We start from the raw sequence: 22,039 nt of genomic DNA, 5'->3' as shown, positions 1-22,039 counted from the left end.
CCCCGGTCGAATCCGGACCGTTTCCCGGGAGAGTCGATACGGGAACCCGTCCTACATTCGGCCGCATGTTCCCGCAGCCCCGACCGTCCCGGCAGTCCCCCCGCTCCGCGCGTGTCCCGGCCGCGGACCTGCCCGTCCTGCCGTACCGCAAGCCGACCAAGGGCCGCGACTACTGGGTGCTGGACGACGTCCTGCCCGACGTCGACGCCGTACGGCGGCGCTGCCTGGCCAAGGACGAGGACGACTGGGTCAAGGGGTATCCCCACACCGCGGAGACCTGGCCCGGGCTGCGCACCATGCCGGGCCTGGAACCCGGCGAACTCGCCCGCGTGGAAGGGCTGGTGAAGAAGGCTACCGGGGCGAAGGAACTGTGGGTGCAGCAGGCGCCCGGCGGCGGCACCCTCAACCACAACTGCATCCAGGTCGTCGGCGAGGGCGAGAGCGAGCCCCGCCCGCACACCGACTCGCGCGCCCTGTGCCGGTACGCGGCCGTGCTCTATCTCAACCCCGACGTCCCGAAGGGCTGCGGCACCGGCTTCTACCGGCAGTCACTGCCGGGCGGCCGACTCGGCGGCAACGTCGTGCAGGCCCCGCACACCAACCTCGTCGAGGCGCTCGGCACGCGCTTCGTCGCGCCCGACGCCTTCGAGGAGGACGTGAACGTCCCGCACCGGTACAACCGCCTGCTGCTCTACCACGCCAACCTCGTGCACAGCGCGACCGGTTACACCGGCCGCACGCTGGCGGAGAAGCGGATGACGGCGGTCTTCTTCTGGATGGCGTGACGCCGGGGCCGCCGCGGGAGGAGGTGAGCGGGCCCCCGTTCCGCACCGGCGACCGGCGTCACCGCACCGCCCGGCAGCGGACCCGGCGCACCGCGATCGGCCGGGCCCGCCACGCCGTGTGGGCGGAGCGGGGAACACGTCCGCTTCGAGGTCCGGGCCACCCGTACCCGGTCGGGCGGTGCCGCCGCCCCCGGCATCGGCGGCACCCGGCGCGGCCGGGTACGGGGCGCGGCCCACGGGTCAGGCGGGCTTCAGGCCCGGCTCGCCCACCTCGGTCACGAAGGACGCGGCCGTGGTGACCGGTGCGCCGGGCCGCGTGACGGCGGAGACGGTGCGGAAGTCGGCCCGGGCCGCGTCGTGCCCCAGGTCCACGCGGACGTAGCCGCGCTTGCCGTTGTAGAACCTCATGTGGGGGTTGGCGGTCATGAGCGTGTCCCAGTTGTCGGGCCGGACGCTGCCGTCCCGGCCGCTGGCGATGGACGTGCACGTCAGCTCCGTGCCGACGGTCCTCGAGCCGGGGTCGTCGAAGTCCTCCTTGAGGTCGAAGGCGTAGCCGACGTGCACGTCCCCGGACAGCACGAGCCAGTTGTCGAGACCGGCGGCCCGCGCCGCGTCCATCACCCTGCGCCGGGAGGCCGGGTAGCCGTCCCACGCGTCCATGGAGACCGTGGAGACGGCGTCGAGGTTGAACCGGCGCTGGGCGAAGCAGACCTGTTGCGGCATCACGTTCCACAGGGCGCTGGACGACCGCCAGCCGTCGATCAGCCACCGCTCCTGGGCGTCGCCGGTCATGGTGCGGGAGGGTGCGGTGCTCTCTGGGCCGGGTACGTGGGGCCGGTCCCCGTACGCCTGGTCGGAGCGGTACTGACGGGTGTCGAGGATGTCGAACTGGGCGAGGGAGCCCCAGGTCAGGCGCCGGTAGAGCTGGGCGTCGGGTCCGCTCGGCAACTGGGCGGCGCGCAGGGGCTGGTTCTCCCAGAAGGCGCGGTAGGCAGCGGCGCGCCGCACGAGGAACTGCTCCGGCGGGTCGCCGTTCTCGTCGATGGCGCCGGCGTAGTTGTTCTCGGTCTCGTGGTCGTCCCAGGCGACGACGAACGGGTGCGCGGCGTGGACCGCCCGCAGGTCCGGGTCGCTCTTGTACAGGGCGTAGCGCATGCGGTAGTCGGCCAGCGTGGTGGTCTCGCGGTTGAAGACCGACGGCAGCCGCACGTCGGTGTAGGCGCGGGCCCCGCCCGACGAGTCGACGGCGTACTCGTACAGGTAGTCGCCGAGGTGGAGGACCATGTCCACGTCTTCCTGGGCGAGATGCCGGTAGGCGGTGTAGTAGCCGTCGCTGTAGCGCTGGCAGGCGACCGCGGCGAGGCTGAGTCCGGTGGCGGCACCGCCCGCGACGGGCGCGGTGCGGGTGCGGCCCGTCTCGCTGACCCAGGAACCGACGCGGAAGCGGTAGTGGAAGACGGTCGCCGGAGGAAGTCCCTGGACGTCGACGTGCACGCTGTGCCCGTACTCCGGGAAGGCGGTGGCGGTGCCGGACCGGACCACCGAGAGGAAGCGCTCGTCCAGGGCGAGTTCCCACTGCACCGGAACGCGCTCCTCGCCGAGCCCGCCGTCCGCCTCGAAGGGGGCGGGGGCCAGCCGCGTCCACAGCAGGACCGAGTCCGCAAGCGGGTCGCCGGACGCCACGCCGAGGGTGAACGGGTCCTCGGTGATCCGGCGCGTCCTCGACAGGGGTGCCGCCATCGCCCCCTGGGCGGGCAGGTTGGTGGCGAAGGCGAGGGCCGCGGCCGCCGCGGTGAGGGTCAGGAATCTGCGGCGGGCGACGCGCGGGGCTGCGGCGCGCAGCACCGCGTCGTGCGGGGAGGGGTGCCGGGGCTCGGTCGGTGCGGTGCTGTGGCCCGTACGCGCCATCTGACGTCCTCTCGATCGGCGGGAAACGGCCACGCATACTAATCAGACAAAAACCTGCCAAGTGGGGCGACTTGCCGCAGCGGTCACACGAGAGGGGGGGCGGTCTCCCCGATGCCGGGCACCGCTCCGTCGCCCGGCCCTCGTCGGCCCGGGCCGCGCCGCCACCCGGCGCGTCGCGCACCCGCCGGGCGACCGGAGCGGCGACCGGGCCCCGCGCGCGGGGCTACCGGTGCCGGCGGGCCGCTCCGGCCGGGGTGCAAGGGCCCGGGGCGACGGCGGCGCCGGCCGGGTCGGCGGTGCCACCGGACGGTGAGCGCCTGGGGTGTGTGGCGGCGTGGTGCAGCGGACGCGGGGCAAACCATGCATACCGTGCGGAATATGACGAAGCGACTAATCGCCTACCTGGCCTGCACCGCGGCGCTGCTCGTCGCCGGCCTCGGTGCCGCCGCCCCCGCGAGCGCCCGGCCCCCGGCCCACCCCGGTCACCCGGTCCCCTCGATCCACGTGGTCCGTTCGGGGCAGTCCATCCAGAACGCCGTGGACGCCGCGGCGGAGGGCGACACCGTCCTGGTGCTCCCCGGCACCTACCGGGAGAGCGTCAAGGTGACCACCCCGGGTCTCACCCTGCGCGGCGTCGGCGGTCACACCGTCATCGTGCCGGGCACGGACATGACCCCTGGCAGCTGCGCCGCGCGCGGCAACGGCATCTGCGTGATGGGGGCCAAGGACCGCGCCGTGCCGGGCGTCACCGTCGCCGACCTGACCGTCACCGGCTTCCCCGGGACCGGCGTGTTCGCCCTGGCGACCGACCGCCTGACCGTGCGGAACGTCACCGCCGCGGAGAACGGCGTCTGGGGCATCGCCCTGGAGCACTCCCTCCGCGCCGCCCTGCGCCACAACACCGCCCGGGACAACGGCGACGCCGGACTGTTCCTGGCGAACACCGTCAGGTCCGAGGAAGGCGCCGAGGACACCCGCGGCACGGTGGTCGAGCACAACCTTCTCAGGGGCAACCGCATCGGCGTCACCGTCCGGCGGCTGCGCAACCTCACCGTCGCGGGCAACCACATCACCGCCAACTGCGCCGGGGTGTTCGTCGTCGGCGACGAGAACACCCCCAAGGCCGGCGACCTCACCGTCCGCGGCAACCACATCGTGCGGAACAACAGGTCCTGCCCCAAGACCGCCCGGCTGCCCGCCCTCCAGGGCACCGGCATCGTCCTGACCGGCGCCGAGCAGACCCTGGTCACCCGCAACGAGATCCGCGACAACGCCGGCACCTCCCCGCTGTCCGGCGGCATCGTCCTGTTCAAGAGCTTCGTCGGCGCCACCAACGACGACAACCGCGTCACCGGCAACACACTCGACGGCAACGCGCCCGCCGACCTGGTCGACACCGACCCCGGCCGGAGCAACACCTTCGAGGACAACACCTGCCGGGCCTCCCTGCCCGCCGGACTGTGCTGAGGAAGGACAGGAATGACCACCACCCCCGAGAGGACCGCCCCGCCCACGCCGCAGGCCGCCGCCCCGCCGCCGGCCATGCGCATGCGGGAGCTCGTGTTCGCGGCGGCCTGCGCCGCCGCCCTGCGCGCCGCCGCCCGGCTCGGTGTCGCCGACGCCCTCGGTGACACCCCCACGACGGTGGAGGACCTCGCCGCCGCGGTGCACAGCGAACCCCGGCCGCTGCGCCGCCTGCTGCGGGCCCTGTCCAGCCACGGCGTCTTCGCCGAGCGACCGGACGGGACGTTCGCGCACACCGACATGTCCCGGCTGCTGCGCGCGGACGACCCGCACAGCCTGCGCGACATCTGCCTGTGGTGCACCGAGCCGTGGACCTGGGACGCCTGGCCCCGCCTGGAGGACGCGGTCCGCACCGGACGGAACGTCATCGAGGACCTGTACGGCAAGGAGTTCTTCCCCTGGCTCAACGAGGACGCCCCCGAATCGGCGGACGTCTTCAACCGCGCCATGACCACGTCCAGCGTGCAGTCCGCGCGGGACGTCGCCGCCTTCCTCGACCTGACGGGCAGCACCTCGGTCGCCGACATCGGTGGCGGGCAGGGCCACGTGCTGGCCAGCCTGCTGGAGAAGTACCCGGCGATGCAGGGAGCCCTGCTGGACCTGCCGCGCGTGGTGGACAACGCCGACCCGCGGCTGCGGCCGGGCGGCGCGCTGGCGGACCGGGTGAGCATCGTTCCCGGCGACTGCCGGCAGGCCGTCCCGGTACGGGCCGACGTCTACGTCATCAAGAACATCCTGGAGTGGGACGACGACAGCACCGCCCGCACCCTGCGCAACGTCATCGAGGCGGGCGGCCCCGGGACACGCGTCGTCGTCATCGAGAACCTCGTCGACGACACACCGTCGATGCGCTTCAGCACCGCCATGGACCTGCTGCTCCTGCTCAACGTCGGCGGCGCCAAGCACACCACCGAGAGCATGTCCGGGCGGCTGACCGGCGCGGGCCTGGTCATCGACGCCGTCGGCCCGGTCAACCCCTACCTGCACGCCTTCGACTGCACGGTCCCCGGATGAGCGACACGCACCGCCGGCCGCCGCACACCGCCGGCCGCCGCACCCGCCGCGGTGGCGGGTCCGGCGGCCGGTGGGCCGGACACCCGGGTCAGCCGGTCGGACCGCTCTCCCAGCGGTAGAAGCAGTGCGCCATCGCGTCCTTCGGGGACCGCCAGGTCGCGGGGTCGTACGCGCTGACGTAGGCCGCCAGCCGCTCGCTGACGTCCCGGAACTCCGGGTGCCCGGCCGCGCGGGCGATGGCCGGCGCGGGATCCTCCACGGACTCGATGAGATGCAGGTACACGTCATCGAACTGGAAGAGGCTGCGCCGGGAGACCCCCACGAGGTGGGGCAGCTCCCCCCGGTCCGAGTCCTCGAAGACCTTCGCGATGTCGGGGGCGGACCCCGGAGCCATGCGGGCGACGATCAGGGTGTGGTGCATGGGCCTGTCCCTCCGCGCGGCTCAGTCGGCCAGATCCGGCGTGAGGCCCTGCTCGGCCGCCGCCTTCTCGATCCGGTCCCGGATCAGGGCCATCTGCACCTTGGAGTTCCGGTTGATGTTGTCCGTCATCCAGGAGTCGTCGACCGGTGCGTCCGGCTTCATCGAGAAGTCCTGCGTCCACACCATCCGGGTGCCCCCGGGCACCTCGCCGTACTGCCACCGGATGTTCATGTACGCGAAGGGTCCGGTCTCGACACGGCGCGCCCGCACGGTCAGGGTGTCCCGGTCGGCCTCCCGCTCCGAGACCCAGCTCCACACGGTGCCGTTGTCGTCGGGGTGCATCGTCAGCCGGAACGTGGTCCGGCCGCCCTCCTCGGACAGGATGTCGACCGAGGCGTACTCGCTGAACAGCCGCGGCCAGTTCGCCACGTCGTTGGTCATGTCCCAGACCAGGTCCAGCGGAGCGGCGATGGTGATCTCGTTCTGCGTGTGTCCGGTCATGTCACGCCCCCGCCACGGCCGAGCCGTTGACCAGTTCGAGGAACTGCCGCGGCGTCCGGCAGCGCTCCGCGTCCGGCGGCATCGGCGTGCCGTACCGCTTCTCCAGTTCGCCGACGACGCCGAGCAGGCCCAGCGAGTCGATGCCGAGGGTGTCGAAGCCGGCGTCGTAGCGCTGCTGGAGCTCCTCGGGCGCGACGGTGACCCCGGCGGCCTTCTTCATGAGCTCGGACAGCTCCTCGACGGTGATGCGGTCACTCATACGGTTTCCCTCCTGTGTGGGTGGGTGGATCGGGTGGATCTGGCGGGTCGGATGGATCGGTGGGGGCGGTGCCCCTGACGGGGCGTGGGGCCGTGCGGCGCCGGCGCACCGGGCGACCGGTCACGCGGCGCCGGATCACGGCACATCGGCGCCGCGCCGCAGCACGAGTGCCGCGTTCGACCCCATGAGCCCGCGGCTGAGGACCAGTACCGTGCGCAGGTCCGCGGGCCGGGCCCGGCCGGTCACGAGGTCGAGGTCGTGGCAGACGTCGAAGACGTTCGGGGTGGGCGGGATCAGCCCGTGCTCCATCGCCAGCACCGCCGCCGCGGTGTCCAGCACGGACGCCGCGCAGTAGCCGCGGCCGATGCCGGTCTTGGGGGCGGTGACCGGCACCTTCCCGCCGTGGGCGCCGAGGGCGTCGGCGATCGCCAGCGCCTCGGCCCGGTCCGCCTCCGGCACACCGAGGGCGTCGGCGAAGACCGCGTCGACCTCCCCCGGGGCGCAGCCGGCCTCCTGCAGGGCGGTGGCGATGGCGTGGGCCAGCCCCTGCCGGGACTCCTTCCAGCGGGAGGCGCCGGTGAAGGTGGCCGCGTGGCCGGCGAGGACCGCCCGCACCCGCACCCCGCGTTCCCGCGCCGCCCCCTCCTCCTCCACGACGAGCACGGCACCGCCCTCCGCGGGCACGAATCCGCACGCCGCGTCGGTGAAGGGGCGGTAGGCGCGGTCCGGGTCGGGTTCGGTGCTCAGTTCGTCGTAGCCGAGCTGGCAGGCCATCGAGTACGGCGCGAGCGGTGCCTCGGTCGCCCCGGCGACGAGCACGCCGGTGCCGCGCCGCACCGCCCGTGCCGCGTGGGCGAGGGCGTCCAGGCCGCCGGCCTCGTCGGCGGCGACGACCGAACAGGGGCCCTTGAAGCCGCGGCGGATGGAGATCTGGCCGGTGCTGGCGGCGTAGAACCAGGCGATGGACTGGTAGGGGCCGACGTAGCGGCTGCCCTTGCCCCACAGCTGCTCCAGCTCCCGCTGCCCGAACTCGCCGCCGCCGGAGCCGGCCGCGGTGACCACGCCCACGGAGAACGGGTCCTCGCCGGTGTCGGCCCGGCCCAGCCGGGCGTCCTCCAACGCGCGGTCGGCGGTGGCCAGCGCGAAGTGCGTGAACCGGTCGGTCTGCACGAGGATGCGTTCCTCGACCGCTTCCGGCGCGTCGAACTGGCGGACCTCGCCGGCCACCCGCAGCGGCATGTCCGTGCAGCCCTCACGGGTGATCCGGTCCAGGACGCTGACGCCTTCCTGGGTGGACTTCCAGAAGGACTCGGTGCTGGTTCCGTTGGGCGCCACCACACCGATGCCGGTGACGGCGGCGCGCCGCGGATGTGGTTCGCTCATCGTGTCCTCTCCCTGGGCCGGGTCAGGACCACCGCGGACTGGAACCCGCCGAAACCGCTCCCCACGGAGAGCACGGTGTCCAGCTTCCGCTCGCGCGCGGTGCGCGGCACGTAGTCCAGGTCGCACTCGGGGTCCGGGGTCTCGTAGTTCGCGGTGGGCGGGACCACCTGGTGGGCGAGGGCCAGCACGCAGGCGACGACCTCGATCGCGCCGATGGCGCCGAGGGAGTGCCCCACCATCGACTTGATGGAACTCATGGGCGTGTCGTAGGCGTGCGGGCCGAGGGCCCGTTTGACGGCGGCGGTCTCGTGGCGGTCGTTCTGCTGGGTGCCCGACCCGTGCGCGTTGACGTAGTCGACGGCCGTGGGGTCGAGCCGGGCGCCGTCGAGGGCGGTCTCGATGGCGCGGGCCATCTCCACGCCCTCCCGGGTCAGGCCGGTCATGTGGTACGCGTTGCCGAAGGTGGCGTAGCCGCCGAGCTCGCAGTACACGTGCGCGCCGCGGGCACGGGCGTGTTCCAGTTCCTCCAGGACCAGAACCGCGCCGCCCTCCCCCATGACGAACCCGTCGCGGCCCGCGTCGAAGGGGCGCGAGGCATGGGCGGGGTCGTCGTTGTTCGGTGAGGTGGCCTTGATCGCGTCGAAGCAGGCCATGGTGATCGGGGAGATCGGGGAGTCGGAGGCACCGGCCACGCAGATGTCGGCGCGGCCCTCGGCAACGGTGTGGAAGGCGTAGCCGACCGCGTCCAGGCCCGAGGTGCAGCCCGTGGAGACGGTCTGCACCGGGCCGCCCGCCCCGAACCGCTCCGCCACGGCAGAGGCGAGCGTGCTCGGGGCGAACGCGCGGTGCAGGTGCGGGTCGGCCCGGGCGTGATCCACGTCCCAGCGCTGCCCGCCATGGCTGACCAGCACGTAGTCGTGCTCCAGGCGGGTGGTGCCGCCGACCGCGGTGCCCAGGCTCACCCCGACGCGCCAGGGGTCCTCGCGGGCGAGGTCGAGGCCGGAGTCCCGGACCGCCTCCTCGCCCGCGACCAGGGCGAACTGGATGTAGCGGTCGCATCGGGCGGTGTCCTGCTCGTCCAGCCCGTGGGCGGCCGGGTCGAAGTCGCACTCGGCGGCGATCCGCGATCTGAGCCCGGCCGGATCGAAGAAGGTGATCCCGCGGGTCGCGGTGCGCCCGCTCGCCAGCAGGTCCCAGAAGGCCGGTGCGCCGATTCCACCGGGCGCGACCACGCCTATGCCGGTGACCGCCACACGCCGGGTCATGACCCGGCCACCGGCAGGGGACCGGTCTCCTCCGTGTCGACGTGGCCCTCGGGCGGCGTCGGGGCCAGCGGGCCGAGGTGGAAGACGATGCGCGCCTCGACGTTGCCGGTGTTGCGGAAGCGGTGCCGCATGTGGGCGGGGATCATCAGGCCCTGTTCGGGCTGGAGGGGGTGCGGTTCGCCGTCGAGGTCCACCTCCAGCTGCCCGCAGACGACGTACACGAACTCCTCGGAGTACGGGTGGTAGTGCTCGCCGATGCGGTCGCCGGGCTGAATGATGGCCACCCCCATGAAGCCGCTGGTGGAGCCGACCGTGGCGGGGGTGAGCAGGGCACGCAGATCGCCGCCGCGCCGGGTGTTGGGCTCGACCTCGCTGAGATCCACGATTCTGGGACGGGATGTGATCACGACGTTGCTCCGATCGTGTGCTGTGTCGACGTGTGTCCTTGGCCGCCCCCGCCCCGCGGGGGTGGAGTCCCGGCGCCCGGTCAGGCGTCGGGAGAGCGGCGGTCGGTGACGGGAGTCATCCGGACGAGGCCCAGCAGCCGCTGTGCGACGTCGCCGTCCTGCGGCGCGGACGGGCCGGCGTCGGCGAGGAGGGTCGTCAGCTCCGCCGCCTGCGCGGCGTCGGGGAGCCCGAGGGCCAGCACGGGGTCGGCGGCGGGCAGGCCGCCGCGCACGTCGATCAGTCGCACCACGACGTCGTCGCGCTGGAAGATCGTGCTGCGCAGGACGGGGCCGTGCGCGTCGTCCGCCGCCGCGGCGTCGTGCTGGGCCAGCAACTCGGCCAGCCGCATGCCCTGTCCGGGCCGGGCCGGGTAGTACAGGGCGTGCCGCTCGGCCTGCGGGTCGTCCTGCTCCGCCGTGACGTGGTGGACGGCGGGCAGCGCCGCCCGGGTGAAGAACACCCGCGCGGACTCGGGGTCGTCGAGGTCCCGGTCCTGCTCCAGGTAGGGGTTGATGGCCTCCTCCACGGCCCGCACCTCGGGCTGCCGGGCCACGTGGCGCAGCGCGGCCAGCAGGTCGCCGCGCACCTCGATGGCGCGGACCACCCGGTTGCCGTGCATGAACAGGGAGGTGCGGCACAGCCGGGTGGTGTTGTCGACCTTCGGCTCGGGGGAGGCGTAGCCGGCGAGGATCCTGGCGACGGCCTCCTCGCTGCCGGGCTTGACCGTGAAGGTGAGGGCGTGACGGATCACGCCGTCGCCGATCCGCGGCGACGCCTGGAGGCGACGGTCGCCGGCGGTGGCGTCCGCGGCCGGGCCGCCGGTCTCCCGGACGATGTTGAAGCGCAGTGACCTGGTGTCCCGGACGCAGCTGTGCAGCGGCTCCACCATCCGCACGTGCTCCTCGCTGTTGACCCAGGCGAGGAACGGCGGGGCACTCTCCCACTCGCTGGTGATGAGCCACTGGGAGGGGTTCTCGATCGACTGGCACAGCTGGTCGCTGACGTGCCCGGGGACCGACGCGACCTGGTTGCACAGCTGTTCGTAGGCTTCCAGGAACTGCTGCTGGGCTCCGTCGTAGACGTCCACGAGGAGGACGACACGGAGGCGGGAGCCGTCGAAGACGGACTGCGAGACGCGCTGCGACACCTGGCGGGTCAGCAGGTCTGAGGGGGCTGAGGACGTGGTGGTCATCCTGCGGACATCTCCTTCGAGGGGGAGGGGCGGCGCCGGCCGCGGTGCGGCGGCGGCAGCGACGGCCGCGCGCCATGACGGCCGCGAAACCCGGTCGGCTGCGGTCGGCCGCGGACGGCTGCGTGGCTCGATCCTGTGCCCGTCCCCGGAAGCGCGCGACTCGTGGGAACTGCGCGGGTGACCGTGGAGAGGGGGTGTCACAGGAGATGGGCGAAGACCACCAGGTTTTCCGTGTAGTCCCGGACCGTGTGGTCGTAGTCGCCCGCACAGGTGATGAGGCGGACCTGAGCCTGGTCGCTGTCGCCGTACACCCGCTCGTCGGGGAAGTCGTCCTTGGCGAAGGACTCCGCGTCGTCGACGGCGAAGGTCGCCGTGCGGCCGTCCGCTCGTTCGACGCGGAAGACGTCGCCCTTCCGGAGCTCGCCGAGGTTCGCGAACACGGCGGCGGACGTGGTGGTGTCGACGTGCCCGGCGATGATCGCCGTGCCCCGCTCGCCGGGGGACGCGCCCTCGCCGTACCAGCCGACGAGGTTGGTGTCGTGGGCCGGCGGCGGCTGGAGGTGCCCGTCGGCGCCGAGGGCGAGCGTGGTGAAGGGGGCGTCCACCGAGATCTTCGGGATGACCAGGCGCACCGGCGCCGAACGGGGCAGGCCGCGGCCGGTACCGGCCGCGGTACCGGCGGAGGGGACGATGTTCTGCCCGGCGGCCGGGGGCCGGGGCGCGCTGTCGGGGACGGCCGGCGGGGGCTCGTGGCCGCCGAACCGGACGGCCGTCAGGACCAGCAGGCCCGCCGCGCACACCATGGCCAGGCTCATGCGGGAACGACGCTCGGTCGACACCGGCTCACCGCCGGCGTCGGGGGAAGCGGGGGCTGCCATCGAGAACCACCTCATTCGGACGCGGCAGCGGAGGGGACGCCCGGGGAGGGCGCCGGGGGAGGGTTCGCGGGGCCCGGGAGGGGGGTGGGCGCCCGGAGAGAGAGCCCGGGAAGGGGATGGGGATCACCGGCCGGGCCGCCACGGCGCTCGTGGCGGCCCCGGCGGCTATGTCGGACGACATGGTCAGGCCACGCCCGCTGCGGTCCTCTTGCGGCGGGCGACGTAGAGGCCGGCGCCGGCGACGCCCAGGACGGCCAGCCCGCCCGCGGTCACCGACGGTGCGGCCAGCGCGCCGCCGCCGGTGTGCACGCCGCCGTGCGGCGCGTCGTGCTCCTTGCTCCAGGAGCCTTCGCCGCTGCCCGAGTCGCCCTTGTCCTTGTAGGTCTCCGGGTCGTACTTCGGGTCGCGGGCCGTGCCCCAGTCGTCGGCCGTGAGTGCGGTCAGGGCGCCGCCGCCGGTGTGCATGCCGCCGTGCGGGCCGTCCTTCTCGTAGTCCTTGCCGTGCTCCTTGCCGTGCTCCTTGCCGTGGTCCTTCTCGTGCGAGGAGTCGCTGCCGGAGGTGAGCGCGGTCAGGGCGCCGCCGCCGGTGTGCATGCCGCCGTGCGGGCCGTCCTTCTCGTAGTCCTTGCCGTGCTCCTTGCCGTGCTCCTTGCCGTGGTCCTTCTCGTGCGAGGAGTCGCTGCCGGAGGTGAGCGCGGTCAGGGCGCCGCCGCCGGTGTGCATGCCGCCGTGCGGGCCGTCCTTCTCGTAGTCCTTGCCGTGCTCCTTGCCGTGCGAGGAGTCGCTGCTGGAGGAGGAGTCGTCGTGGTTCCAGTCGCCTCCGGCCGCGTAGGCGCCGGAGGCGCCGAGAGCGAGGGCGGCAGAGGCCGCCGCCGTGGCCAGGAGCATGCGAGCAGAGCGCATCTGAGGTTCCTTCCATCAAGGCCGGGCAGCTGGCTCTTCGTCAGCTGAAATGACCCGGCCCCGATGTGAACCACCGTCAGCCAGCCTGTCGCGCGCCACCACTCGGGACGCTCAGGCGGGTGACTCCGTCGCGCGCCACGCCGTTCAGGACAGGTCCAGAAGGGTGGTCAGGACATGACGCAGCGTCGACTCCGCTTCCGCGTCCGCGACCTGTTCCCGGCCCCGGTCCGCATCCGCGGCCGGCGACCGCCAGGCGACGAAACCGTCCGGGCGGACGAGCACGGCACCCGTCCGGGGCGTCCCGTGGCACTCGGCCCAGTCCACGTCCTCCTCGGGCACCAGCCCCCCGTCGGCGCCGGCGCCGAACCGGTGCGAGACCAGCGGCAGCGACAACTCCTCGGCGAGGCGCAGCGCGGCCCGGTGCCAGCCCCGCCCCTCGTCGGCGTCGCTGAGCAGCACCAGGGAGCGCTCGTACAGGTCGAGCGTGGACAGCCGGCCGCCCTGGTGACGCACCCACAGGTGGGGTGCCCGGCTGCCGGGTTCCCCGGTGAGGCCGAGGCGCTCGGGCACCACCGGCGCCGCGGGATCGGCGCCGACGACGGCGCCGCGCGGGTAGCGGTAGCCGAGGGCCACGTTGAGGATGCCACGCTGCGGACCGCTGCCGGCGCCGGGCGGCGGGGCGAAACCGGGGTGGCTGTGTTCCGCCGACCGGGCGGCGGCGCGGGCGCTGGTCGCCTCGGCCACCGGCCGACGTTCGGCGTCGTACGTCTCCAGCAGCCCTTTCCCGGCCCAGCCGCCGAGCACCGCGGCCAGTTTCCAGGCGAGGTTGTGGGCGTCCTGGATGCCGGTGTTGGAGCCGAAGGCGCCGGTGGGGGACATCTCGTGCGCGGAGTCGCCGGCCAGGAACACCCGGTCGGAGCCGTAGCTGCGTGCCACGCGCTGGGCGGCGTGCCAGGGGGCCCTGCCGGTGATCTCCACGTCGAGGTCCGCCACGCCGACCGCGCGGCGGATGTGCTCGGCGCACCGCTCGTCGGTGAACTCCTCCAGGGTTTCGCCCTGTTCGGGGTGCCAGGGGGCGTGGAAGACCCAGTGCTCGCGGTTGTCCACGGGCAGCAGCGCGCCGTCGGCGCCGGGGCTGGTCAGGTAGCAGACGATGAACCGGCGGTCGCCCACGACGTCGGCGAGCCGACGGGACCGGAAGGTGACGCTGACGTTGTGGAACAGCTCGCCCGGGCCGCTGTGGCCGATGCCGAGCTGCTCCCGGACGGGGCTGCGCGGGCCGTCGGCAGCCACCAGGTAGTCGGCGTGGACGGTGGTGTGCTCGCCGGTCTTCCTGCTCTTGACCACCGCGGTGACACCGGACGCGTGCGCCTCGTAGGAGAGCAGCTCGGTGGAGTAGCGCAGATCGCCGCCGAGCGCGGCGGCCCGGTCGAGCAGGACCGGCTCCAGGTCGTTCTGGCTGCACAGGCACCAGGAGCTCGGGCTGATGCGGGCCAGGCCGCCGCCCGGGTCGATCTCCCGGAACAGCCACTCGCCCGCGTCGCCGACGAGCGTGGGTGCCTGGAGAATGCCGTGGTTGCCGGCGAGGGTGGCGGCGGCCCGGTGGATCGCCGGCTCGGCTCCGGCCACCCGGAACAGCTCCATCGTGCGGACGTTGTTGCCTCGTCCGCGGGGGTGGTGGGAGGTCCCCGCATGGCGTTCGACCAGCAGGTGCGGTACGCCCAGCCGGCCGAGGAACAGCGAGGTCGACAGGCCGACCAGGGAACCGCCGACGATGAGGACCGGAACTCTGTGCTGTGTCGCTTCGGCCGGTTCGGCCGGCTCGGCTCGTTCGTTCATCACTCGCCTCCAGGCGTCGCGTTCACCGGCACGGCGGTATCCGGCCGGGGATCTCCATCCATGCCCCGCCCGGCGAGGGTGGCCTCACGGCTTCACCCGCTTCACCGGTCCTGAGGACCGGGGGCTGCGCCGGACGCCGCAGTGCCCGCGGCTCCGGCCGTCCGCGGCACCCGGGCGACGTGCCGGCCGAACCGGCCGGGGGTGATGCGCCGGTCCCGCCGGGGGGACGCGCCGGTCCGTGGGAACGGCGTCGTTCCGTGGGAACGGCGTCGTTCCGTGGGACGTTGACCGTGGTGGGTCCACCCGAGGTGGACCCGGTGATCCTGTTGTCCTGCGCAGCAGGGTGGAAGTGAACCGGCCGCCCGGCTCGCCCGTGCGCGACCTGGCTGCCCCGAAGCGATGGGAGTCGGCATGGCCCTGTGGGACCGCATCAAGGATTCGGCGTCGCAGATGCAGACGCAGCTGGTGGCGAAGAAGAACGACCTGAAGAGCGGCGCGTTCCGCGACGCGAGCATGGCCATGTGCGCGCTCGTCGCGGCTGCCGACGGGAAGATCGACCCGTCCGAGCGGCAGCGGGTCGCGCAGCTCATCTCCGGCAACGAGGTGCTGCAGAACTTCCCCGCAGCCGACCTCCAGCGCCGCTTCGAGGACAACCTGAACAAGCTGACCGCCGACTTCGACCTCGGCCGGGTCAGCGTGCTCCAGGAGGTCGCCAAGGCGAAGAAGAAGCCCGCGGAGGCCCGCGCCGTCATCCAGATCGGCATCGTCATCGGCGGCGCTGACGGCGACTTCGACGCCACCGAGCGGGCCGTGGTGCGGGACGCCTGCTTCGCCCTGGAGCTGCCGCCGCACGAGTTCGACCTCTGAGACCGCCCCGCGGCGGTCGCGCGGCGCGCCGCCGCCCGGCGCGCGGGCACCGTTCGGGCCGGCCCGAGGAGGGCCCGAACGGCCCGGTGCCGTGCGACCGGGCGGCACCTACACTGGGTGGCCGCAGGGGCGTCGGCTGGGATCCGGGTGGATCGGGAGAGGACTGTGGCGGAGAGCGTCGGTGGTGACCGGGACCCGTCCGCGGAGGTCCTGGCCCAGGCGGCCGCCGCGTTCGGACTGCTCGCCTCTCCGGCCCGCCTGCACATCATGTGGGCGCTGGCCCAGGGCGAGAGCGACGTCAGCCGGCTCGCCGACCGGGTCGGCGGAGCGCTGCCGGCGGTCAGCCAGCACCTGGCGAAGCTGAAGCTGGCCGGTCTGGTCGGTTCCCGGCGGGAGGGCCGGCGGCAGATCTACTTCGTCCACGACCCCGGCATGGTGACCGTCGTGCGGGTGATGGTCGGACAGCTCACCGCCCGCGCACCCGCGGACCCGGCGAAACCCCTGCGCGCGGCCGGTGGCTGACCGGGCCGCTCCGTCCGGGGCGGCGGGCACACCGCTGCCGTTCCGGCCGGACCGGTCCCGCACCCTCCCCTACGGCCGGCCGGTCCCGGTCAGCCGTACGACAGGTTGGAGCACACGTCGTCGTCGGCGGAACGGGCGTTGTCCGCGACCGACGACGGCACGGCGGTGGGTACGGGTGAGGCACCGGCGGACAGGGTGTACGACTGCCCCACCACCACGTTGACCCGCGCGGCGCCGATCGACTGGAGCTCGGCTCCGGGAAAGAGCCCGGCGACGGTCCGGGCCTCGGACTCCTTGCCCGGCCCGTACTGGATCACGGTCGTGGCGTGGTCCTGGCTGCGCGCGTTCCCGGTCCCGGTGATCGTGAAGCCGTGCGCGGTGAGCAGCGAGGCGGCGTCCGAGGCCAGTCCGCCCTTGGTCGTGCCGTTGTACACGGCGACCGCGATGCCGTCACCGGAGACCGTGGCGCCGGGGGCCGGCGACGCGGCGGGGGAGGCCGAGGCCCTTCCCCCGGCGCCGCTGGCGTCGGCTCCGTCGACGGTGCGGTCGGCCCTCAGGGCCGCCCACAGCTCGGAGGCGTCCGGCTCGACGAGGGCGATGCGCTCGCCCTCGTACCGCCACGGGACGGTGACGAACTTGGTGTTGTGCAGGTCGACCTTCTTCAGCGACAGCGCGAAGGAGATCAGCTTGTCCGCCGTGCCCAGCCCCGGGTCGACGGTCATCGAACCGGTCGCGGCCTCGGCGAGGGGCAGCAGCTTGGTGGTGGTCAGGCCGTCGCTCTTGATCTGCTTGATCAGGCTGGCGACGAAGGCCTGCTGGCGCTTGATCCGTCCTATGTCGGAACCGTCGCCGATGCCGTGCCGCAGGCGGACGTAGTCCAGGGCCTTCTGCCCGGAGACGTTCTGCTCGCCCTTGTGGAAGAGGACGGCGCCCCGGGTGGCGCGCCTGGGGTTGAGGTCCCCCTGGTACACGTCGTTCGGCAGGCACACGTCCACCCCGCCGACGACGTCGGTCAGCGCCGCGAAGCCCTTGAAGTCCACGACGATCGTGTGGTCCACCCGCATGCCGGTGATCGCCTCGACCGTGTTCTGGGTGCAGGCCGGGTTGCCCTTCTCGGTCTCCCCCACGGAGAAGGCCGAGTTGAACATGACGTGCTGCTGCTCCTTGGTCCACTTGCCGTCGGGCAGCTTGCACGGGGGGATGTCGACCAGCGAGTCGCGGGGGAAGGAGACCGCCATGGCGTGCTGGTGATCCGCGTAGACGTGCAGCAGGAACGCGGTGTCGGAACGTCCGATGTCGGTCTTGTCGCCGCCGCCGAGGGCGCTGTTGCCGTCGTTGCGTGCGTCCGACCCGATGACGAGGACGTTCTGGCCCTTGGACGAGCCGGCCTCCGGACGGTTCCTGGACAATCCGTCGCCGTCGAAGGTGGTGATGTCCCCGTTCAGTTTCAGGTAGATCCAGCCGAGCCCGGCCGTGCCGAGCACGACCAGCGCGAGCGCGACGAGCAGCGCTGTCCGCAGCGGGCGTCGCTTGCGTTCGCGGCCCGTACCGCTGCCGCGGGACCCGTCGCGGCCGGGTGGGTCGACCCGCCGCCGGTGCCGGGAAGCTGTGGGCTGTTCGCTGGTGGTGGTCATCGAGGCGCTCTCGTCCGTCCTGCACTTGTGGAGGGGACGGCTGAGCGCACCCAAAGGTTGTAGTCGTCGCACGGGGCGGCACGGGCCCGACGGGCATCCCGCATGCCGGAAGGCGGCCCGGAACTCACGGGCTGGCGATGTCGAAGCCGTACCTGAGCGGCTCCTCGGTCACGCCGTAGTCGCGGCGGTAGACGTGGACCGCGTCCGCACGCACCCCGGGCGGCGCGCCCTCGATCCGGCACGGGCAGGTCACCTGGATCACCCGGGGGCGGCCGGAGACCTTCATGCGCAGTCCGCTCGCCGGCCCGCCGTCGAGAACCGCGGTCTCCCAGCCCGTCACGTCGGTCGTCGTCACCCGGATAGTTTAAAGGTCGCGCAACTATCCCCAGCGTGTGAGCCGGCTCACGCGAGGACCGCGCATCGCCGCAACGTCGCGCCCGCGCCCCGGCGTTGCTCCTGTCCACCGGGAGCCCGGACGGCTCGTTCGACGTGGCGCCGACCTCCTCCGCGTGGGCGCTGGACGCGCGGTCGTGCTCACGGCCGGCCTGCGCGCCGTCGCGGTGAGGGCGGGAGCCGGGGTCCCGAGATAGGACGCTGGCCAAATATTTCGGTGTCCGATATAACGTGGGGACATGGCCACGCCTACGACTTCCCCCGCGCCCCGCAGGCGCTGGACCCGGCTGCTCACGGCGGAACGCCCCCGGCCCGAGGGGATACGGTCGCGGCCCGGCAGCTGGTGGCTGGCCGTGGGGACGGTCTGCTTCGGCGCCTTCATGGGGCAACTGGACGCCAGCATCGTGACGCTGACCTACGGCAGCCTGGGCGCCGAGTTCCACACCTCGCTGGCGGCGGTGGAGTGGGTGTCGCTGGCGTACCTGCTCACGCTCGTCGCCCTGCTGGTGCCCGCGGGACGGCTCGCCGACGCGTACGGCCGCAAGCTGCTGTACCTGTACGGGTTCGCCGTGTTCACCCTGGCCTCCGCCGCCTGCGGCCTCGCCCCGTCCCTGCTCGCGCTCGTCGCCTTCCGGGTGGTGCAGGCGGCCGGGGCGGCCCTGATGCAGGCCAACAGCGTGGCGCTGGTGACCACCAGTGCCCCGCGCGAGCGGATGCGCAGTGCGCTGGGCGTCCAGGCCGCCGCTCAGGCGCTCGGCCTGGCGCTGGGGCCGACCGTGGGCGGGGCCCTGGTGTCGACACTGGGCTGGCGCTGGGTGTTCTGGGTGAACGTGCCCGTCGGTCTGGTCGCGCTGGTCTCCGGGCACTATCTGCTGCCGCGCACCCGGGCGCGCACCGCGGTGGCGCGGTTCGACTGGGCCGGCCTGGCCCTTCTCGCCACGGCGACGACGAGTGCCCTGATGGGCGTGTCGGCCGCTTCCGGGCTGGCCGTGCCCGGCTGGGGTGCGGTCCTGCTGTTCGCGGTGGCGGCCGGGACGGGCCGGGCCTTCGTGCGTCGGCAGCGGAGGGCCGCCGCGCCGCTGCTGGACCTGGCCCTGCTGCGGCGCCGGGCGGTGGCGTCCGGGCTCCTGGGGGCGCTGAGCGGATACCTCGTGCTGTTCGGGCCGCTGGTGCTGGTGCCGGTCGTCCTCACGGCGCGGGGAGCCTCGGAGCTGACCGCCGGACTCGTCCTCACGGCGCTGCCCGCCGGGTTCGCGCTGGCGGCGACCGGCGGTGACCGGCTGCTGCCGAGCGGGCTGCCGGACCGCGGACGCTGCCTGGCCGGCTCCGTCGTGTTCACGCTGGCCCTGGCCGCCCTGCTGGTCGTCCCCCTGACAGCCGGCGGGCTGGTCCCGGTGCTGGTCCTGACGGGCGTGGGGCTGGGCACCTTCACCCCGGCCAACAACGCCATGATCATGGGGGCGATCCCGGCGCGCTCCTCCGGTACCGGGGGCGGGCTGGTGAACATGACCCGAGGCCTGGGCACGGCGCTCGGTGTCGCCCTGGTCACGCTGGCGCTGCACCTGGTGGGCGGCGGAGCGCAGGCAGGGGCCCGGTGGGCGGCGGCCGTCCTCGTCGCGGCCTCGGCCGTGGCGGTCGCCTCGGCGTGGCTGAGCCCGAGCGGGGAGCGGGCCGCCGCGTAGGTCCGCCGCGGCGGATGCCGGGGGCACCCCGCTCCCGCCGGGCGCCGTGTTCCGGGTGGGCCGGAGCGTCGTGCCCTGCCGGTCGGGCGCGGGGCGTTCGCGCTTGCGCCGAGGGGGCGCAGGGCGGGCCGTGGCCCGTCCGGGTGCCCGGCGTCGGCCAGGGCCGGGCGCGAGGTGTCCGGGCTGCGGACGGTCGGACCGCGTGGGGGAGGGCCGCACTACGCTGAGTCCATGTCTGCGCAGTCCCGCACCGAGGTTCCCGCCCGGTCCGCCGGTCCCGCCGGAGACCAGCCGGAGGCCCGTCTGCTCACCGAGGCGGTGACCCGGCTGCGTCGTGCGCTGCGCTCCTCGATCCGCACCGACTACCCGTGGGAGACCCTTCCCATGGCGCAGGTGGAACTGCTGCAGGTGCTGGGCGAGCACTCGCCCGCCCGGGTCAGCGACCTGGCCGCCCGCCGGCGGCTGGCCCCGAGCACCGTCAGCGGCCTGGTCGGGCAGATGATCAACGCCGGGCTGGTGGCGCGGGACGTCGACTCCGCCGACCGCCGGGCCTCCGTCGTCACCCTGACCGAGGCCGGCCGGGAGAAGCTCGCGGCCTGGACCACCGCCCACGAGCGCCGTATCGACGCCGCGCTCGCCGCCCTCGACGACAGCTCCCGGGCGGCCATCACCCATGCGCTGCCCGCCCTGTTCCAGCTGGCCGAACACCTCGGGGAACCGGCCGCAGAGGGGTGACGGGGCAGGCGGTGCGGCCACGGCGCCGACGCCCCGCTCGAACTCCGAGGGCGGACCGGCTCCCCCTGAGCGGCCCGCCCGGCTCACCGGCCGTTTCGGGCGGCCCGGTGCCTGGCGCAGCACCGTCCCGCCACGGGCAGCGGGGCGGCCGCGGAGGGTCTGCGATGATCACACCGTGCTCCGGGTGCACGCGACCGATGAGTTCCGCCGTGCTCGGCAGTCGAATACGGCAGCGGAGCACGGCAAGGGCGTGGGCAGGGGCGACCCGCACCACCGGAACCGTCGTGCCGTCACCAACGAGATACCGAGGTACCGAGATGCGCACTCTGATCAGCACCGCCTTCGTCTCGCTCGACGGCGTCGTGGAGGCACCGGGCGGCGAGCCCGGTTACCGCAACTCCGGGTGGACCTTCCAGCACACCGAGTTCCTCCCCGAGGCCTTCGAGATCAAGGGCCGGGAGCAGCAGGAGGCCACCGCGATGCTGCTGGGCCGCGTCAGCTACCAGGCGTTCAGCCCGGTGTGGCCGGACATGGCGGACTTCGCCGACTACAAGGCGATGCCGAAGTACGTCGTCTCCACCAGCCTGACCGAGGGGGACCTGGTGCGGAACTGGGGCGAGACCACGATCCTGCGCTCCCTGGACGAGGTCGCCGCGCTGAAGGAGACCGAGGGCGGGCCGATCATCCTGCACGGCAGCGCCGCCCTCAACCACAGCCTCTCGGACGCCGGCCTGATCGACCGCTACCACCTGCTCGTCTTCCCCCTGCTGCTCGGCGCGGGCAAGCGCCTGTTCAGCGCCACCGACAAGGACGCCCAGAAGCTGGAACTCGTCGAGCACGAGGCCTACGGCAACGGCGTGCAGAAGAACGTCTTCGACGTCGTCCGCTGATCCCGCAGCCGCATCCTCGACCCCGGCGGCCTTCGGACCCTCGGCCGGTTCAGGCCTCCTCGGCCGGCGACGTCCCGCCGCTGTGACCGGCTGCGTCCTTGCCGAGCTCCGCGGTGAACTGCGCCCCGGAGAGCAGCGCCAGGTTGGACAGCCACAGCCAGACGAGGAAGACGACGACGCCGGCGAGGGAGCCGTACACCCTGCTGTACGCGCTCAGGGTGGCCGCGTACAGGGTGAACCCCGTGGAGACGACCAGCCACAGCGCGGCGGCCAGCGCCCCGCCGGGCAGGCTGTGCAGGCGCCGGCGCGCGGGAACGGGCCCGGTGTGGAAGAGGACCACCACCAGCAGTGCCACCAGGCACAGCAGGAACGGCCAGCGCAGCACCGACCACGCGACCGCGGCGGTCTCGCCCACGCCGAGCGCCCGGCCCGCCGCCTCGGCCAGGGGCCCGGTGAGCAGCAGGGCGAGCGAGCCGGCCACGAGCAGCGCCAGCAGGGCCAGAGCGGTGAGCACGATCCGGTGCGCCTTGCGCCAGGGCGAACGCCGGTCCTCCAGGCGGTGCATGCGGTGCAGGGCGCGGCGGAAGACGGCGAGATAGCTGGAGGCGGACCACAGCGCACTGGTCGCCCCCGCCACCAGCAGCGGCCACGCGCTCCCGCCCGCGTCGAGCACCCGGGACAGCACGGCGTGCAGGTCGGCCGCCGATTCCGCGGGCGCGTACGCGGTCACCTGGGTGACGAACTGCCGCGCCGTACCCGGACTGATCATGCCGAACGCCAGGACGGTGACCAGCAGCGCCGGCACCACCGCCAGGAGCGCGTAGTACGTCAGCGCCGCCGCGTAGTCGGAGACGTCGTCGTTCCACAGGGACACCGGAGTGCGCCGCAGGGCCGGCCACCAGGTGGCGGGCGGCCTGAGCCGGGCGGTACGGCGCAAGGGGCGGCGGGACTCGCCCGCGTACGGGTCAGCGGCCACGGGGCCCGCGGTGGGCGGCGG

22 protein-coding genes are annotated in these 22,039 nt (G+C 73.6%); 8 read left to right on the top strand and 14 right to left on the bottom strand.

All coding sequences use genetic code 11. From position 1 onward, the window contains the following. Positions 1–65: 65 nt before the first annotated feature. Positions 66–785 carry a DUF6445 family protein gene (locus I3F54_RS07490; protein WP_240117825.1) on the top strand — a complete coding sequence of 240 codons (720 nt, stop codon included), beginning with the start codon at positions 66–68 and terminating at the stop codon, positions 783–785. Between the two features lie 240 nt (positions 786–1,025). Here I3F54_RS07490 and I3F54_RS07485 read toward each other — a convergent pair whose 3' ends face one another. Then, on the bottom strand, positions 1,026–2,693 hold the full coding sequence (locus I3F54_RS07485; RefSeq protein ID WP_240117824.1) for an alkaline phosphatase: 1,668 nt from the start codon (positions 2,691–2,693) through the stop codon (positions 1,026–1,028). Positions 2,694–3,071: 378 nt separating this feature from the next. Here I3F54_RS07485 and I3F54_RS07480 point away from each other — a divergent pair, with 378 nt between their 5' ends. Next, on the top strand, positions 3,072–4,160 hold the full coding sequence (locus I3F54_RS07480; protein WP_240117823.1) for a nitrous oxide reductase family maturation protein NosD: 1,089 nt from the start codon (positions 3,072–3,074) through the stop codon (positions 4,158–4,160). 75 nt (positions 4,161–4,235) lie between these two features. After that, positions 4,236–5,231, top strand: a complete 996-nt coding sequence (locus I3F54_RS07475; RefSeq protein WP_374205872.1) for a methyltransferase — start codon at positions 4,236–4,238, stop codon at positions 5,229–5,231. Positions 5,232–5,319: 88 nt separating this feature from the next. Here I3F54_RS07475 and I3F54_RS07470 read toward each other — a convergent pair whose 3' ends face one another. The 10 genes from I3F54_RS07470 to I3F54_RS07425 all read right to left on the bottom strand — a co-directional run bounded on the left by I3F54_RS07470 (position 5,320) and on the right by I3F54_RS07425 (position 14,319). Continuing rightward, positions 5,320–5,652, bottom strand: a complete 333-nt coding sequence (locus I3F54_RS07470; protein ID WP_240117821.1) for a TcmI family type II polyketide cyclase — start codon at positions 5,650–5,652, stop codon at positions 5,320–5,322. Between the two features lie 21 nt (positions 5,653–5,673). Further along, positions 5,674–6,153 (bottom strand): SRPBCC family protein, encoded by a 480-nt coding sequence (locus I3F54_RS07465; protein WP_240117820.1) that lies wholly within the window; start codon positions 6,151–6,153, stop codon positions 5,674–5,676. 1 nt (position 6,154) lies between these two features. Next, positions 6,155–6,412 carry an acyl carrier protein gene (locus I3F54_RS07460; protein WP_240117819.1) on the bottom strand — a complete coding sequence of 86 codons (258 nt, stop codon included), beginning with the start codon at positions 6,410–6,412 and terminating at the stop codon, positions 6,155–6,157. 135 nt (positions 6,413–6,547) lie between these two features. Further along, positions 6,548–7,795 (bottom strand): ketosynthase chain-length factor, encoded by a 1,248-nt coding sequence (locus I3F54_RS07455; RefSeq protein ID WP_240117818.1) that lies wholly within the window; start codon positions 7,793–7,795, stop codon positions 6,548–6,550. Continuing rightward, on the bottom strand, positions 7,792–9,060 hold the full coding sequence (locus tag I3F54_RS07450; RefSeq protein WP_240117817.1) for a beta-ketoacyl synthase: 1,269 nt from the start codon (positions 9,058–9,060) through the stop codon (positions 7,792–7,794). Before I3F54_RS07450 ends, I3F54_RS07455 begins: the two co-directional genes overlap by 4 nt. Next, complete coding sequence (locus tag I3F54_RS07445; RefSeq protein WP_240117816.1) at positions 9,057–9,467, bottom strand: cupin domain-containing protein; 411 nt, start codon at positions 9,465–9,467, stop codon at positions 9,057–9,059. Before I3F54_RS07445 ends, I3F54_RS07450 begins: the two co-directional genes overlap by 4 nt. 80 nt (positions 9,468–9,547) lie before the next feature. After that, positions 9,548–10,699 carry a SchA/CurD-like domain-containing protein gene (locus tag I3F54_RS07440; RefSeq protein WP_240117815.1) on the bottom strand — a complete coding sequence of 384 codons (1,152 nt, stop codon included), beginning with the start codon at positions 10,697–10,699 and terminating at the stop codon, positions 9,548–9,550. A gap of 197 nt (positions 10,700–10,896) precedes the next feature. After that, entirely contained in the window at positions 10,897–11,577 is a 681-nt protein-coding gene (locus I3F54_RS07435; RefSeq protein ID WP_240117814.1) for a class F sortase, read from the bottom strand. 183 nt (positions 11,578–11,760) lie between these two features. Beyond that, complete coding sequence (locus I3F54_RS07430; protein ID WP_240117813.1) at positions 11,761–12,480, bottom strand: hypothetical protein; 720 nt, start codon at positions 12,478–12,480, stop codon at positions 11,761–11,763. A 144-nt stretch (positions 12,481–12,624) separates the two neighbouring features. Beyond that, positions 12,625–14,319, bottom strand: a complete 1,695-nt coding sequence (locus I3F54_RS07425) for an FAD-dependent monooxygenase (protein ID WP_240117812.1) — start codon at positions 14,317–14,319, stop codon at positions 12,625–12,627. A gap of 411 nt (positions 14,320–14,730) precedes the next feature. On the opposite strand from I3F54_RS07425, the gene I3F54_RS07420 reads away from it, so the two are divergent. Both I3F54_RS07420 and I3F54_RS07415 read left to right on the top strand, forming a co-directional pair. Then, entirely contained in the window at positions 14,731–15,186 is a 456-nt protein-coding gene (locus I3F54_RS07420; RefSeq protein ID WP_240117811.1) for a tellurite resistance TerB family protein, read from the top strand. A 165-nt stretch (positions 15,187–15,351) separates the two neighbouring features. Next, on the top strand, positions 15,352–15,708 hold the full coding sequence (locus tag I3F54_RS07415; RefSeq protein WP_240117810.1) for a metalloregulator ArsR/SmtB family transcription factor: 357 nt from the start codon (positions 15,352–15,354) through the stop codon (positions 15,706–15,708). A gap of 89 nt (positions 15,709–15,797) precedes the next feature. Here the strand turns inward: I3F54_RS07415 and I3F54_RS07410 are convergent, their stop codons facing one another. Together I3F54_RS07410 and I3F54_RS07405 are read right to left on the bottom strand one after the other, a co-directional pair. Continuing rightward, on the bottom strand, positions 15,798–17,342 hold the full coding sequence (locus I3F54_RS07410) for an LCP family protein (protein WP_240117809.1): 1,545 nt from the start codon (positions 17,340–17,342) through the stop codon (positions 15,798–15,800). A 124-nt stretch (positions 17,343–17,466) separates the two neighbouring features. Then, positions 17,467–17,697, bottom strand: coding sequence for a hypothetical protein (locus I3F54_RS07405; protein WP_240117808.1), 231 nt, complete (start codon positions 17,695–17,697; stop codon positions 17,467–17,469). 277 nt (positions 17,698–17,974) lie between these two features. Between I3F54_RS07405 and I3F54_RS07400 the strand changes: the two genes are divergently transcribed. The 3 genes from I3F54_RS07400 (at position 17,975) to I3F54_RS07390 (ending at position 21,042) form a co-directional block, all read left to right on the top strand. Beyond that, the gene (locus I3F54_RS07400; protein WP_240117807.1) at positions 17,975–19,417 is read left to right on the top strand and encodes an MFS transporter; all 1,443 of its coding nucleotides are present in this window, start codon (positions 17,975–17,977) and stop codon (positions 19,415–19,417) included. Between the two features lie 231 nt (positions 19,418–19,648). Further along, positions 19,649–20,152, top strand: a complete 504-nt coding sequence (locus I3F54_RS07395; RefSeq protein WP_240117806.1) for a MarR family winged helix-turn-helix transcriptional regulator — start codon at positions 19,649–19,651, stop codon at positions 20,150–20,152. Between the two features lie 317 nt (positions 20,153–20,469). Beyond that, positions 20,470–21,042: a dihydrofolate reductase family protein gene (locus I3F54_RS07390; RefSeq protein WP_240117805.1), complete on the top strand. Its 573-nt coding sequence runs from the start codon at positions 20,470–20,472 to the stop codon at positions 21,040–21,042. Positions 21,043–21,091: 49 nt separating this feature from the next. Here the strand turns inward: I3F54_RS07390 and I3F54_RS07385 are convergent, their stop codons facing one another. Next, entirely contained in the window at positions 21,092–22,018 is a 927-nt protein-coding gene (locus I3F54_RS07385; RefSeq protein WP_240117804.1) for a YihY/virulence factor BrkB family protein, read from the bottom strand. Between the last annotated feature and the right edge of the window lie 21 nt (positions 22,019–22,039).

The sequence above is a fragment of the Streptomyces sp. MUM 2J genome (assembly GCF_022414535.1).
Lineage (GTDB): Bacteria > Actinomycetota > Actinomycetes > Streptomycetales > Streptomycetaceae > Streptomyces.
The sequence above is the reverse complement of the archived record's forward strand: the minus strand, read 5'-3'. Positions and strand labels throughout refer to the sequence as shown.